The following is a 15,582-nucleotide window of genomic DNA, read 5'->3' as shown; positions in this document are numbered from 1 at the left end:
AAGAGAGGGAGGCATACGATGAAGAAATTTTTATGGTTCATTTCTACATTGTGCAGGATTTTAGGATTGGTAACAGGGGGTAGTAGCTCCGTTACAAGAAATGTAGCGGAGAAAGACCAGCAGAAAGGAAGCGAGACAAAACAAAATAAAACTGAACAGGATAGTTATGAGGTAGCGTCCGTACCTGTAAAAAAAGAAGAGTATATGGATAAAATGAAGCATCCAGAATTGGTAGAGCAGGCGATAAAGCCAGTATCTGGGGAGAGTAAGAAACAAAACGATAATAGAATCATCAAAGCTAAGATACTGAAACATATCAATGGTGATACGTTTCGCGTGAAGTTAGCAAACGGTATGGTAGAAGATGTGAGATTTATGTATTGATACATCTGAAGTACATCATCCAAGACTAGGACTCCAACCGTTTGGATTAGAAGGAGCAGCATTTACCGCTAAGTATGCGACAGTGGGAAAAGAAGTAGAGTTAGAAATGGATGTAGGAGAACGTGATAAGTTTAAAAGATTAGTGGCCTACGTATGGGTCAATGGACAACTCTTAAATCGAATGCTTGTGGAAAGGGGATTAGCGCGAGTTTCCTATATTTATCAGCCCAATACGAAGTATGTAGATTATTTAGAGAAGACGCAAAATAAGACACAAAAAGAAAAACGTGGCATATGGAGTGTGGAGGATTATGCTACATCAAAAGGGTTACAACTGAAAAAGTAACGTTTCCTATTAAAAATAGGAAACGTTTTTTATATTGTGGTGTACTCGAACAGGCTAGAGCGACTATAGTGATGTAATTATGTTGTCTGTGTAATACTATGATATTATGCTTTTACAGATACAAAAAAGGAGCTGTTAGTAAAGCTAACTGCTCCAGATCAAGGAATCTCCAAGGGGAAAGGAGAAAGACTAAGGACTTTAAATGAGTTTTGGCTAATGCCTATCCCTATTATTGACGGAATAATAAGTTTTATTCAATCGTAACGAAAGTAATGTGTAAGTATGTTACAAGAATAGTCCACTTATTCCACACAAAGTAAGAGCTAATAGTAGTAAAGTACTAGTCATCCTGATCACTCCTAGTATATGGATATTCTTATTGTATACCAAGCTGCAGACCATAAAAATAGTAATGTTATCGTATCTTTTCTATGAAGTATGTAAAGTGTGACGTGAATCTTCAATGGATAGAGATCGTGTAAAGTAACTTTCAGTATTAGAAGTATGAATATTGCGTGAAAGGAATGCAGACTGTTGAAAATATAAAAAACGTATAGTACAATAAGGGTGTAAGCTAGATTATAACGAACAAGAAGTCGGGTGGTTCTGATTCTCGTTCTATTGATAGGTCGTAAGCTTTTTGAAAAGTCTTGGTTTGGTCACCAAGGCTTTTTTTCGTACGCAGACAGGAATAAAAGCACTGCATGTCGCAATACTATATAGAGTAGTAATCTGGGTTTCAACGTCTTTGCACTTCAAAATGATACTGCATTGGTCGTGTGCAATGAAAGTATGGTCAGTACTTCACCTTGGAACCCAATCATAACTACAAACTGGTCTTAGTGTCGCTACTTATAGCGGCACTTTTTTTATTTAAGAAGATGTCTTACATATTCAGTTATATCCTTACCTATTTCACTTTTGGTGAAAAAGTAATGTATATTTCTAAGGAAACTGAATGCTGTAACGATTGTGCCAAAAGAAAAAAGACGCTTACGTTTCTTTTCTCTCTCTGAACGTTTACGGGCGGTTCTAGTATTCTCCACGTTCTATTGTCACCTCCTCTAAAAAGAGAAGGGCAAAGACGGCACGTATTCAGTGTACAGTGTTTGACAAATCTCTACAAGAACTTATTTTCTGGTATGGAACATTCGAATATGTAGGATCAATTTCGAGTAAGGTGTTTGAAGAAACGTACAAAGGTTATATGTACTGATTCTCTTTTACTAGATAAATAGTATCAGTGGATTTACGATTTTTTTCATGTTGTAATTAAGATAAGTTAATGGAATACTATGATGAAATTTAGTGTGATAAAGGGCATAAGTGAATGGAGGGAATTGAATGGTTCATAACATAATACATAATAGATTCAAACTATGAGAAATCGAAGAAAATGATTGGAAGGATATACATATATACACATCACAGTCCATTGTGTGCCGATACCAAGCATGGGGCCCTAATTCGGAAACGGAAACAAAAGAATTTGTAAACCAAGTTCTTCAAGATGCAAGTAGGTTCCCGAAAAGTCGATTTTCTTTTGCATTGGTTGAATTGGAGTACGAAAGAGTGGTAGGGGCAGGTGCGATTACGATTCGAGATTTTACTAATAGGGAGGGAGAAATAGGGTATAACATAAATCCAGATTATTGGGGAAAGGGACTTGCAACGGGAGTAGCAAGGTTGCTGATTACATTTGGATTTGAGGAATTAAATCTTCATCGTATTATCATGATGAGTGCGAATGCTGATGTACGGATTTGCACTTACATGAAGCAGAAAGCACACAGAATGTGGTTACACCGAGTGGTAAAGTAGGGGAGGAATGTGACTTGAAAAACGGCTATATAAAGGGATTTATAATAAATTACTTTTAATCAGTTTACATAACATATCTAATAGAGTTTTATAAAAAACAAGTGAATAAATCTCAAAACGAAAAGAATACTTATATCATTGAGACGGAAAGAGAAATTTAGTAGTTATATTTTGAAATTTGTATTTAAATAATATTTAGCAGAATGCTTAGCTAAACCGGCTATAATAAAAAGAATTAAAGGAAATGCTCTATTTCGACATCACAACAATTAAATTTTGTAAAATACACTATCTATTTAGTCTTAAGGAGTTAAAGTAAACTGTCTCGCATTAAAATGTTATATATTGGATATGTTCCATAAGCAATCATTTATAATGTTAATATGTATAGCTGAACGTACCAGAAACTAAAAGATATTTCTACTGATGAAAGGTAGGGTATATGATGCCTTTATAAAAGCGTGGAAAAATAATCACTAACAACTTCGCACGAAATACCAATTTTACGAACAATAAGATGTATAAATAAAAATCTAATACAGTATTTAGGGATTTAGAACTTGTTATCATGAATCTCCGAATATTGGTATGTGTCTATATAATTGATATTTTATATAGAAATTATCAACTACTAAGTTACTCATTGCAAAATTTTATAGTAAATTACATTTAAATTTATAAAAGTTTTTCTTATGTTGATCTATTTAACTCCTTATAATCATGATTAAATTAACCAATTCATGTTAAATAACGAATTTTAAACTGTTTTTATATATTAATTTTTTGTATGAATTTATATATAAAAATTGTTTTATTTTACATGCATTTATATGTAGTTTTTACACTGAATTTTATGGTCTTATACAAATTTATCACATAGTTAGCTATAATTTTCATTTGACTAACTACACTGTACCATTCAGTTTTGAACATATTTTAGTATTTCATAATTTAATTATGTAAATAAGTTTGTGTAAAAATTGAATTTAATGCGAACTTGTGTTCGCTTCTGTTTTCTGTTATATTATATATGAGGTGATTTTTATGGACTACAGCAAGCAACGTCAAAAATCCGTACATCGTAAAAAATTATACGAAAATCTAAATGAAATGCCCTTTTACATAGAAGAATTTGTGGAGTACAAAGAATTGCATGATGCCTCTCCCTCCACCCTACTCAATTATGTATATGATTTTAGAGTCTTCTTTAACTGGCTATTATCTGAACAAGTTATTGAATTAAAACCCATTAAAGACATATCCTTCGCTGATTTGGAGAATTTAAAGAAAAAAGATGTTGAAAACTTTATGAGATTTCTAAAACTACAACAGAACATGCAGAATTCTTCTGTTAACAGGAAAATTTCAGCCTTAAAATCTTTATTTAAATACCTTACCTCCCTGTCAGAGAACGAAGATGGAGAATGTTATTTTTATAGAAATGTAATGGCTAAAATCGAAATACATAAAGATAAAGAAACATTAAATGCCCGTGCAAAACGTATGAGATCTAAAATATTTCATAATAATGATGATCAAGAGTTTTTAAATTACGTTAAGTATGAGCACGAAAAATCTTTAACAAAACATCAGTTGTTCTATTTCCTAAGAGATAAAGATCGCGACGTAGCAATCCTCTCTCTTTTTCTTGGCAGTGGCATTCGTGTAAGTGAATTGGCGGATCTTCGTATGGAAGATATAAACTTAAAAGAAAGACTCATTGATGTAATCCGAAAAGGAAACAAAGAAGATTCTGTATGGATTACCCCAATAGCATTAAATGATCTTGAAAAATATATGGAAATTCGAGATAACAAATATGCTCCAGGGAAAGAATTAAAAAATGTGTTTTTATCGAAGTATAAACATACTGCACAGCCTCTTTCGGTTAGGGCTATCCAAGATATCGTAGAAAAATATACTAAAGCCTACGGTAAAAGAATGTCTCCTCATAAATTAAGACATACATTGGCAAATAAATTATATATGGAAGAAAAAGACTCGTTACAAGTGATGCAGCAACTTGGGCATACGAGTCAAGATACAGCGTTATTATACACTCAACTTGGGGAAACAACTATTAAAGATAGTTTAGGCAGAATAGGAAAGAATAAGGAATAAAAGTTCAGCAATTTTGTGTTGTTGAACTTTTATTCCTTTACATGCTTAAAGATTTAAACGCTATTTATTATTCGTTTTAAATTTGATTTTATTATGTAAAAAATACATAATTTGAATCCTTCTATAATTGGTATATAAAGACTCTCTCTTGATAGATATGAATGGAAATTTTAGATTCCTACAATTGTTGGTTACGTTAAACACGGATTTAATGTAAAATTGATAGTTTGAGGTATTTCCTCCCTTTTTTACAATAACGTTATTGTTGTACAAAGACCTGAAAATAGATAATTTTTAGACAAGAAAGTGTTACTTTTATTTTATTAATAACTTTTTCAGACAGAACATCATCCTAAATGTTAATGGTTAGTCGTTTTTCGAACTGATGCTTAGTATATTCATATTTTTATTTCTATTTATAAAGTACCCACTCTCGTGTCTTTTTACAAAAACCAACGTTTCCAATTGAAGTTATAATAAGTTATAATAATTTATTATAAAATTGTCATATTTAACTGTATTGTAACATTCGAGATGCGCAAGCTATTAATTTATATGGTAACATTTACCTGTAAGGAGAATTATTAAAATAGGAGGCAGATTTATTATGAAAGCAAGAAAACCAAAATCATTTGTAAAACAATGTACAGGAATCGCGTTGGCCAGTATGATTGGATGTAGTGGTATTGGCGTTTTCGCAACAAGTGTAAGTGCTGCCGAGAATGCTAATCCAGCTCCTATGAACCAATCTCTTCAAGCAGAAGTGATGACAATTACACAGTTACAAGATGCTATTCAGCATAAAAATGATCCTTTTATTAATCAGGTGAAAATATTTATTGATAAACACAAGGCAGAATCAGAATTTTTATGGGGAAAAGTGAGTACTTCATTAAAAAACGACATTGTAGACCTGCTCACAGGTGACCCAAAAAATTACTCTAATAAAATCAATAGAGCCCTTGTAAAACATTTTAGAGAGGTCCCTAAATTATTGAAATTAGCAAGTCCAGAGTTTAAAAATGAAATTATTCAATTACTAAAATACTTATAAAAATGTCTATTAAGGGTTTATATTTCAAAGGTTTTGATATTAGTATTTCCGTAAATTTGTATTTACAAAGCACCTTTCAGTTAATAAGATTTGTATATAAATATATAAAGAAGTTATTTGTATAGAATGGAAATAGGTTTAAATGCACATAGGGTAAATCAATCTATAGTGTATTCAGCCATGGATACACTAAAAAACTCATGATCCCCCTTTTACTCAAGCTAGAAAGATGAAAAAAACCTGAAGATGAATCCTTTTTAAAAGGATTCATCTTCAGGTTTTATAATTATCTTTATCACACTTAGAATAAGTGGTGTCATAGTGCTAGAAGCTCCAATAACTTCAGATTTTTTCGTTTAGTCCCCAAATCTCATTTCTAATAACGTTATTACTTTATATAAAATTAACACGAAATAAGGACGTTAGGTAAACGCCTTTATTTATATTATATTTCTTCCTTTAAAATATCTCATGTCTGATGCTCCTAAATCCTGTTTTCTAGAGTGTAGCTTCATGTAGAAAACTTTGCAGCAGAACCAAAATTACTAAATATCGCCTAAATTCCTTTTTTATTTTATTTAGGAATAGCTGCTATACGTAAAGATGCCCAATGGTATCCCGGTAGAGAAGTAGTTAGATAATAACTTTTATCACTTTTAGCATTTAATACAACCCAGCCATCATCTTCTCTAACTGTATTTATTAAAACACCTCTATCGTCAGCGTCTAAAGCCAAATAATGTTCTTTTCGCGTTGTACGTTGATCCTCAGAAAGATTAGGAGCAAATACAATTTGGACATCTTCTCTTGGTTTTATTCCAATTTCATAAGTCATACCATAATTTCCGTAGTTATATACCGTTTTATTATTAGATGCTTCATCTATACCTTTAGAGATATCATTGTCAGGAATCTTCCAAGGTGAATTTAAGTTATTGTTTTTAACGTGTGTATAACTAGGGCTAAAGCTAATTTGCTCACCTGCATATGCTCTCCATTTGAATGACTTTATAGCAGTAGGAAATAACCCTCTTATTTGATGTCCATCGTCTTTCAGCACTGTATTCTCTTTAATCACACGACTTGGATCTCCTTTGCCATCATAGGTCGCATAAGTCTTTAGTTCAATTCCACCTGTTACATAATCATCATTTTCGTCAGTAATCGTAATATCATACATACCCGAGCCATAATATCTTTTTGCTACCGGAAACCCAACATACGTTGATTGATTTTTTGATAATGTCGCATACTTATAAGTCTTGTGGCTAGACTCTAAATATTTTTGGAGGACTTCTTGTCCTAATTTGGCACCATCACGACTTTCTACGTGAGCACGTTTTTTGAAGTTGACATTTATCTTTTTCCCAGACGTATTCTTGATATAGAAACCGACGTAATTTTCTGAATCATTATAGTTTTGGTGTGCCCAATAAATACGAAACTTACCAGTCCGATTTACTTCCGTACTATAAGCTAAAATACCCTGACGATTAAACATTTCAGGACTATTACTAACAAATAGGGGCCATTTCGTATTATCCTCAAACTCTAAAGATCTTGATACATTAGTGTAATCTTTTGGGTAGGAAATAACATCGTCTAAATCATAAGATGATCTCAGAAGAGATTTACTAGATCGGTTGTTTTGAACTTCAGTTAAAACACTAAAATTAGTATTTTTACCTTTATTATCCTCGAAAGAATCAGTTTCTGCCTGAGCAACACTATAAGAACTAGAAATTATGAATAGGGATAATACTGTTGGGACTAACTTTTTAAATACTTTCATACTAAAATTCCTTTCTCTACCTATTTTCATTAAAAATACTACTTCTAATTGTTAGCGCTTACATTCATACTACTTGCAAATGATATGCTTCCTCCCATACCTGTTAAAGCTAAATTGATTGCTGGAATAACTAACATTTTCTACATAATAAAAATCCCCCTTAATAATTTTTTCTGTTCACAAAACAAACTTAACACATTTTACAAATAATGTTAGTTATTTAAATTTGATAAAATAATATTTTAATATTCTGTAATTCAAATTAAATATAGTTAATAGAATTATATAGACTTTTCTTAATGGATGTGTGGCCTCATAAAGAAATTCACTATTGATTGATTTTTTTAAAAATAAATTAAAATCAATCAAATAATGTTGCTAGTTTGCTATGATGGTAATAAATAGGATTAGGATACTTCTATGCGAGGCAGGAATTTATCATGAGTATTTGAGTAAAGAGGGGACGTTATCTGTACAGAAACTTGTTAAATTTTTCATTATATTGTACTTTAAGTTTTTTTATATATTTAACAATTTATTTCATCCCAATAAAACCTGCTATTATTACTGCAACATCAATAGATTATAATAGGCTGCAATTTGTTACGCTATTACTTCTACATATTTTAGTTTCTATGGTAAATAGTTTAATAATAAAAAAATTAATTCGTCACAATTCTAGATCATCCGATTCTATTGCAAATGAAAGTGTATTATTTATATTTAGTCATATTTTCACTGCACTTATTCTCTTTTTTATTATATCTATTTAGGCTTTTAAACGAGTACCAAGTATATCACCAAAAAAATATAGTTTTTTCCAGCGTGATAAAGAAAGAGACATAGCTATTATAAGCCTTATTTTAGGTACTGGACTTCGAGTTTCTGAGGTAGCTAGTCTTACTATCTCTAGTATAAACTTCCGTCAGGGAAAAGTTAAAGTGACTCGTAAAGGTAATAAAAGATCTTCCATATTAGCCACCCGCTCATGCTTAGATGATATTCAGGAATACATTAAGGTGCGTCCTATTAAATATAACTGCCCTCAAGATGAAGACTTACTTTTCGTAACAAATTATAAGGGGAAATATACGCAGTTAACTGTTAGAGCTATACAGAAGTTATGTGACAAGTATTCAAGTGCATTTGATGAGAAGCGCAGCCCTCATAAACTACGACACACATATGCAACAAACCATTATAAAGAAAACAAGGATCTTGTATTGCTGCGAGATCAACTTGGCCACACTTCTGTAGAAGTTACTAGTATCTATACAAATATTAATAATGAAAAGAAACGTGAGGCTGTTGATCGTCTAGAACGTAGACAATTTGAATAAAGATAGTTAATAATTGCACATTCTTCTCTATTTACTTATACTTATATTTTTTATAATTTATTAGTAAATATATATTATTTACTAGTTAGCTCCTTAACCTTCATAGTGATTTTATAATAAAAACAAAGAAGAGATTGTACTTGCTTCATTTAAAAGAAGCACGGAAATCATGTGGAAACATTTTTATAAAGCAATGGAAAATAAAGAGCATGCAGTCGATAAAATTATTGCAATTTTCCTTGTATACCAAGATGCTGCCAATAATCCACCAATTCCTGGCGGATGCCCTTTACTTAATAATGCAGTTGAAAGTAGAGGTCTATTCCCAGAGTTACAAAACGCTACTAAAAAAGGCTATAATAATACAGTAATACTACTGGAATCCCTTATAAAAGAAGGGATAGAGAAAAAAGAATTCATGGCAGATATAGACACTTTATCGCTAGCTTCCTTTCTTGCATCATCAATTGAGGGAGTTATTATGGCTAGTCGAGTATGTAATGATAATATTCACCACTATTATTTTATTGAGCAAGTAAAACATTTGCTTACTTCTTATTCTAAATAATACTTTTATCTTATCCTAAACATCGCTCAAACAGGTCGTCACTCTTCGAAGAAAGACACGCTGTCGCCTTTCCAAATAAAGAAATGACCCCGCCCATTTGATCACTCTATTTTTCCAATGGGCGGGGCTTTTATTTTTATATTCTTTCTTAATTGTGTTTACAACAATAGTTATGAATAGGTCATAGTAAAGGGCAATCTTAATCCTTTTGAGGCAGTACAATCCTCTTATATAATTGAACAGTCAGCATATAATAAGCCCCATAAATAATTATAAAAATAGAAATTGGCATCCATATGTTTAAATAAGGATTAACAACGTAAGCGGAAAAAATATTCATCCCAACAAATACATGAGTAATACCGACAATTGCAGGGAATACAAAGACAAAGAATAATTCTTTATAGATTGACTTTGTTAATAATTCACGGCGAACTCCAATTTTACGAAGCATTTGATAACGCGCCACATCGCTCGAAGCACCTGATAATATTTTAAACATGAGACAACTCGCCATCATTGTTAGGAAAGCAATCCCTAGGAAAAACGCCATAAACAATATTCCGTTTACAAAACCTGAATATATTGTGTAGAGATGGTATTTTGTTGATTCTAATAATACTGATTTTGCATTCTTTACTTCCTTTTCTAACTCAGTAATTAAATCTTTATACTTCACTAGTTGCAAATCATTAATTTCTTTCCATTCCTTCATATATTTCATGTAAGCATCTGATTTCCCAATAAATGCTACACTCTCTGATTTTACTATGTTCTCATACATATTTTGATCAACAATTTTAATAGGATGCTTCAAATGAAAAGCTACGTAATAAGGCACGATTACCTCAAAGCTCTTTTTCCATTTTGGAGACATTTCTTTCATAGCGTCTCCATCTTTTATATCTCCCCCTAATAGAGAGTTTAAAGGTAGTTCCTCTGTATTACGTATTAGCTTTTTTTGTCCAACCGCATCATTTTCTATTAATAAAGGATCCTTTTCTAAATCTTCCTTAACGAAATAAACGAACTTCTCATCTACTTTATAGCGATATTCTCTTGTTTCTGTAAATTTAATATCACTTAATATTTTCTTTTCCTCAGCTGTTGGATTATGAATAGTAACATCATAATGGGTAAATTTATCTAATTGGAATGGAATATTATTTTTAAAAGCCATCCCTCCAGATATTGCTCCAGCACCTAATGCTACTAACATTGTAATCGTAGCTAAGACTTTCGTTAGATTACTAATCCGATAGTTTAATTGAGCAAATGTAAAAGCGTTAATTCCTTTTTCATTAAACTTCTTATTAGATTTAATCATTTTTACGATAAGCGGTAATACAGCTCCAAATAACATATACGTTCCTGATGTTACAGTGATTAAAGATACGACTATGCCGATAACCTTTAACCTCCACATATTAATCATGGCAAAATACCCAACCGCTAATAAAATCAAGGCAAATACTGCAAGTACTGCCGTTTTTATTCCTCCTACCTTTACTTGATCCGTTTTTGCATTTCCATGCACTAGTTGCAATACCGAAGTATTTGATAATTTAAAGCTATTGATAACCGCATTAATAAAAAAGATGGTTAAGAAAAATGTACAAGTTGTTTTTAATGCTGGTAGATGAAATGCATTATATCCAACTGCATCAAATGCAAGTTGTGTCATAAGCAATTTGCCTGTCGTATGCGAGAGAACGATTCCAACTAATCCCCCAATTACAAGAGATGCAATTCCTAACCCCATCGTCTCCATAAACATAAGGGTTACAACTTTATCCCGTTTTGCCCCTAACATCATGTACATTCCAAATTCCCTTTGACGTAGAGAAAATAGAAATGAATTAGCATATAGAATATAGAAAAATGTCACAGTCCCAACTAAAAATGAGCCTGCTTTAAATATAAATAAAATCGCACCGATTGAATTATTTTCTTTCAAAAACACTTCATTAGTTCCTAATGTTTGGAACATATAAAAAATAGAAATGGCTATAATTAATCCCGTCAGCAAGATGCCATAATCTTTCTTCTTGCTTTGGATAGCCCCAATAGCTAATTTGAATAACATCATTGAACTTCCCCTCTTATATTTGTTTCGTATCCATGTTTGCCATAACATTTAAAATTTCTTTATAAAATATTTCACGATCACTCGTACAATGTAATTCTTTATATAACCCTCCGTCTTTAATAAATAAAATCCGTTCACAATAGCTCGCACTATAAGGATCATGAGTAACCATCATAATAGATACATTTTGCTTTCTATTTAGGTTTTTCATCGCCTCAAGTAAACTTTTCGCATTTTTGGAATCGAGTGCTCCTGTTGGCTCATCCCCTAAAATAATTGCTGGCTCGTGTACAAGCGCACGTGCTGCAGCAGTACGCTGTTTTTGCCCTCCAGACACTTCCGCGGGATACTTTGGAAGAATTGATGAAATATCTAACATTTCCGCTACTTTCTCTACCTTTGGTTTAATATTTCGTGATGGAACACCTTGAAGTGATAAGGGGAGAGCAATATTCTCATACACAGATAAGTTTTCCAACAGATTAAAATCTTGGAATATAAATCCTAATTTTTGAGAACGAAAATCAGAAAGCTCATCCTGTTTCATTTTTGTAATATCCGTACCTGCAATTTCAATTACACCATCTGTCGCCTTATCTAATGTTGAAATAGCATTTAGCAAAGTGGTTTTCCCTGAACCAGACGGCCCCATAATTCCAACAAACTCTCCTTCTCTTACCGAGAATGAAACATTATTTAAAGCATGCGATTGATTTTCACCTTGTTTTCCATACGTTTTTTTCACATTTTCAACTTTTACAACTGCTTTATTCATTTAAACCCCTCCAGGTATTTAATTTTATTCAAAACACTCTACTAATTTTAAAATGATTATGCTTTTTTCTTTCCATATGTCATAGTTCGCCACATTTTCTCTAACGGTCCCATTTTAAAGAATTTAAACCAAATCGAAGTATATATAATTTGGATAGTAAAAATAAGTAACGCTATCCAAACAGTTTGTGTTGGTGATACAATTTCAATATTTGCAAATGAAAATATCACTTTGGCAATAATACTTTGTGCTACATAATTTGTAAGAGCCATTTTTCCTACAGAGGCAATAGGTGTAAACAACTTAGCAATTGTTTTATTTTCTAACAATAAAAACATCGTACTTAAATACAAAACAACTGTTGGAATACTACTTAGTTTAATAATTAGGGATACTTGATCACTGTTTGCACTAGATGCTAGCCAAATCCAGACAGAACCACCAATGACTAACGGTAACATCGCCAATTGCATTCTCATAATTTGTTTTTTAAATTCCCCAATTCTTCGTATCCACCCTGCTTTAGATACCCCAAAGCCAGCTAAGAACATCAAGAAAATTAAAGTCGAATCTGTTGTCATAGATATTGCGATTGAAGTAACCATTTCATTTTTAATATTTACAAGTTGTATCACGATACAAAATAAATAAGCACTAGCAATCCCGCCTAGCCACTTAGCTATCGTAGATAAACTTGCATGATAAAATGGGATTAGTAATAAACCGATACATGCATAAGCAGGTAAAATACTCCCAAAGAATATAAAAATATGGAAAAGACTTATAATAAAAAGTGTTCCTAAACGTCTAGCAAATCGTCTTTTAGGATTATCACCACGCTTCTCAACATTTGAAGCAAAAATATAAAAGCCTACCCCAAATAAAAATGAAAAAATAGAAAAGAACTTCTTTGTAATTATCACATCAATTAATATAGGAATGACTTCATCTATACCACTATAATTCGTAGGTGCTGAAGACCCCTCGACTACTATTTGAAATGCTGGTATGTTAATAAATAAAATACCTAACAATGCGAATCCACGAATAATATCAAGTGATATGATTCTATTTTTTGAATTTATTATGGAATTCATGATTTCCTCCTCTAATTAAATTACAGGTCGACCGAACCGGACGGTTCGGTCTAATTTTGTTAAGATTAATGGTATATTCTCGCTAGCTTATAACACTTTATAAAACAGCATCTAATTTTTCTAAGATCGCTTTGTCAATCTTGGTTTTATCGACTTTTTCTTTCTTAGAAATAATGCCTCTTCTATCTTCCCAATGTATAATATAATATTGATTTTTCTCAAAAACATCATTTGATGCAATTCGAAGCTTTCTTTCTTTTCCTTCTTTATCGTACCCTGTCACGTTATAAACTTTGTTTGTGCTCATTTCACCACTACTTAATCTGTCTCTTTCAACTATAGGATCGGCTATCATCTTTACGTAATACTCTTTCGTTGAATAATATCCATTGCTAGAGGTAAGATAATAAAAAGCACCACCGCAAATTACTACTAAAACCATAAAAGCTCTAAAAAACCATTTCATAAAAACACTTCTCCTTTTGTATTGATTAAACATCCATCATTAAGCTAGCTTCTTAAGTATGACTTAAAACTATATAGCTTACCATCCAACTTTCTTACATTAACATTACAAACCTGTAATGTTCCGCTCAATCTTTTTTCGAAATATATGCTGTGAATTTTAATCTACGTATTATCAGTAAACCCTATATAATGAACAATTCAACAATATATGTTAGCGGACATGAAAGACCCATTTCAGGTATTGTGATGTCCGTTAATGCTTGTTGTGTCATCTGTTCCATTGCTACAAAAAATCTAAATGTAAATAGATTATAAAAAAAAGTCTTAGAGATTACTTAAAAACTCTTTATTTCCTGTTCCACCTACTAGTTCACTTCGAAAAGCTACTGCCATCTGTTTAAACTTTTCAGCATCTATACTACTCATTGCAAATAAAACAATAAACAAAGCAAATAACAATGTTAGCATATCAGAATACGGAATTAACCAGGTTTCATCAATATGCTCATCTTGTTTTTTCTTTTGTCTTCTTCTATTTCTCTTACTTCGCATTTTTCCGCTCCTTTTTCTAGCTTTTTACGCTTATTCACAGAAAGCGCACCTAAAATATATTTTTCACAATAAACGGATATACGCCTTCTAATAGCATTAAGAAGCAATCAATAATTAAACATTTTTTCTCTAATTCATCGGCAAATTTTGAGTTCATTTATTTTTAAATGAACGCCACCATAGTACATAACCTGAACAAGATAACAAATCACCTAAAATCCCCAATATAGATTTATAAGTACTTACTTGTAAAAACCCCAAACCATAGACCTTATTAAAGTGTCCACGATCTGGGGTACAGTTTATTTAGCAATGAAGTCTGCTTTATTTTTCAAATTCCTTAAAAGTATCTTTTAAAGATTTATCGATTACTTTTATATCCGCTTGTTTGAATAAGTTTTTAAAGAATTCTTGCTGCCATTGTTGATCTTTTAGACGTTTTGCTTCAAGTTCTTTACGAATATTTTCTTTTTCTTGATCAAAAGGCTTTAATTCTCCTTTTTCAGTTAATTTAATAATATGATAACCATATGACGATTTAATGGGATCGCTCACCTGGCCAACTTCTAATTTATAAGCAGCTTCCTCAAATTTAGAATCCATTTCACCTGGACCGAATTCACCTAATTCTCCACCTTTTTCTTTTGAACCAGGATCGTCTGAGTATTGTTTTGCTAATGCGGTAAATTCTTCTCCATTATTTAATTTTTCTTTTATTTCTTTTACTGTCTTTTCCTCTTTCACTAAAATATGACTTGCCTTTAATTTTGGTTTATAGTGATCTTTTATCTCTTTTTCCGTAACAGATGCTTTAACAGCTTTTTCAAAAGCTAATTGTGATTTGAGTTTATCCTTTAATCCATCTTCATTTTTAGCACCCATTTGTGTTAAATACATGTTAAAATTGTTTCCCATTTGTTTTTTTAACTCTTCCACTTTTTCCTTTGCTTCATCATCTGAAACTTTATATTTATCAAGTAAAATTTTATTCAACATTGTTTGCTGTAAAATAGCTTTTCCAGCTTTTTCTTTTAAATCTTTATTAAACTCTTCTTTTGTTAGATTTCCTGATTTTGATGTTGCGATAGTGTCTGAATTACCACATGCTGATAATAGTAAAGTGCTACTTAATGTAACAACAATGAAGATGTGTTGTTTCTTCAATTTTTATACCT

General features: G+C 31.7%; 12 protein-coding genes and 4 pseudogenes. 8 read left to right on the top strand and 8 right to left on the bottom strand.

Annotation, left to right across the window (positions count from 1 at the left end):
- The first annotated feature begins 18 nt into the window (after window positions 1-18).
- The 5 genes from DN407_RS32385 to DN407_RS28525 all read left to right on the top strand — a co-directional run bounded on the left by DN407_RS32385 (window position 19) and on the right by DN407_RS28525 (window position 5,726).
- On the top strand, window positions 19-384 hold the full coding sequence (locus tag DN407_RS32385) for a hypothetical protein (protein WP_255446526.1): 366 nt from the start codon (window positions 19-21) through the stop codon (window positions 382-384).
- Window positions 380-730 (top strand): thermonuclease family protein, encoded by a 351-nt coding sequence (locus tag DN407_RS28540; protein WP_242292178.1) that lies wholly within the window; start codon window positions 380-382, stop codon window positions 728-730. Before DN407_RS32385 ends, DN407_RS28540 begins: the two co-directional genes overlap by 5 nt.
- 1,437 nt (window positions 731-2,167) lie before the next feature.
- Window positions 2,168-2,551 carry a GNAT family N-acetyltransferase gene (locus tag DN407_RS28535; RefSeq protein ID WP_255446525.1) on the top strand — a complete coding sequence of 128 codons (384 nt, stop codon included), beginning with the start codon at window positions 2,168-2,170 and terminating at the stop codon, window positions 2,549-2,551.
- A gap of 1,044 nt (window positions 2,552-3,595) precedes the next feature.
- Window positions 3,596-4,672 carry a tyrosine recombinase XerS gene (gene xerS / locus DN407_RS28530; RefSeq protein WP_000386619.1) on the top strand — a complete coding sequence of 359 codons (1,077 nt, stop codon included), beginning with the start codon at window positions 3,596-3,598 and terminating at the stop codon, window positions 4,670-4,672.
- Window positions 4,673-5,279: 607 nt separating this feature from the next.
- Window positions 5,280-5,726: a hypothetical protein gene (locus tag DN407_RS28525; protein WP_149216943.1), complete on the top strand. Its 447-nt coding sequence runs from the start codon at window positions 5,280-5,282 to the stop codon at window positions 5,724-5,726.
- 574 nt (window positions 5,727-6,300) lie between these two features.
- Here the strand turns inward: DN407_RS28525 and DN407_RS28520 are convergent.
- The gene (locus DN407_RS28520; protein ID WP_149216942.1) at window positions 6,301-7,518 is read right to left on the bottom strand and encodes a hypothetical protein; all 1,218 of its coding nucleotides are present in this window, start codon (window positions 7,516-7,518) and stop codon (window positions 6,301-6,303) included.
- 470 nt (window positions 7,519-7,988) lie between these two features.
- Here DN407_RS28520 and DN407_RS32805 point away from each other — a divergent pair, with 470 nt between their 5' ends.
- The 3 genes and pseudogenes from DN407_RS32805 to DN407_RS28505 form a co-directional block, all read left to right on the top strand.
- On the top strand, window positions 7,989-8,291 hold the full coding sequence (locus DN407_RS32805) for a hypothetical protein (protein WP_149217103.1): 303 nt from the start codon (window positions 7,989-7,991) through the stop codon (window positions 8,289-8,291).
- A gap of 21 nt (window positions 8,292-8,312) precedes the next feature.
- Window positions 8,313-8,858, top strand: a pseudogene (locus DN407_RS28510) (tyrosine-type recombinase/integrase); the annotation flags it as partial.
- A 118-nt stretch (window positions 8,859-8,976) separates the two neighbouring features.
- Window positions 8,977-9,426, top strand: a pseudogene (locus DN407_RS28505) (TetR family transcriptional regulator C-terminal domain-containing protein); the annotation flags it as partial.
- Between the two features lie 199 nt (window positions 9,427-9,625).
- Here DN407_RS28505 and DN407_RS28500 read toward each other — a convergent pair.
- The 7 genes and pseudogenes from DN407_RS28500 to DN407_RS28470 form a co-directional block, all read right to left on the bottom strand.
- Complete coding sequence (locus DN407_RS28500) at window positions 9,626-11,512, bottom strand: ABC transporter permease (RefSeq protein ID WP_149217102.1); 1,887 nt, start codon at window positions 11,510-11,512, stop codon at window positions 9,626-9,628.
- 16 nt (window positions 11,513-11,528) lie between these two features.
- Window positions 11,529-12,290: an ABC transporter ATP-binding protein gene (locus tag DN407_RS28495; protein WP_149216940.1), complete on the bottom strand. Its 762-nt coding sequence runs from the start codon at window positions 12,288-12,290 to the stop codon at window positions 11,529-11,531.
- 56 nt (window positions 12,291-12,346) lie between these two features.
- Window positions 12,347-13,387, bottom strand: coding sequence for a DUF418 domain-containing protein (locus tag DN407_RS28490; RefSeq protein ID WP_149216939.1), 1,041 nt, complete (start codon window positions 13,385-13,387; stop codon window positions 12,347-12,349).
- 97 nt (window positions 13,388-13,484) lie between these two features.
- The gene (locus DN407_RS28485; RefSeq protein WP_131252118.1) at window positions 13,485-13,853 is read right to left on the bottom strand and encodes a YxeA family protein; all 369 of its coding nucleotides are present in this window, start codon (window positions 13,851-13,853) and stop codon (window positions 13,485-13,487) included.
- A gap of 332 nt (window positions 13,854-14,185) precedes the next feature.
- A pseudogene (locus DN407_RS28480) lies at window positions 14,186-14,407 on the bottom strand (flagellar motor protein MotB); the annotation flags it as partial.
- Window positions 14,407-14,662, bottom strand: a pseudogene (locus DN407_RS28475) (flagellar motor protein MotA); the annotation flags it as partial. The pseudogenes DN407_RS28475 and DN407_RS28480, both read right to left, overlap by 1 nt.
- A gap of 69 nt (window positions 14,663-14,731) precedes the next feature.
- On the bottom strand, window positions 14,732-15,571 hold the full coding sequence (locus DN407_RS28470; RefSeq protein ID WP_149216938.1) for a peptidylprolyl isomerase: 840 nt from the start codon (window positions 15,569-15,571) through the stop codon (window positions 14,732-14,734).
- Window positions 15,572-15,582 lie beyond the last annotated feature (11 nt).

The sequence above is a fragment of the Bacillus sp. JAS24-2 genome (assembly GCF_008274905.1).
Lineage (GTDB): Bacteria > Bacillota > Bacilli > Bacillales > Bacillaceae_G > Bacillus_A > Bacillus_A cereus.
This window is presented reverse-complemented; position numbering and strand designations above follow the sequence as displayed.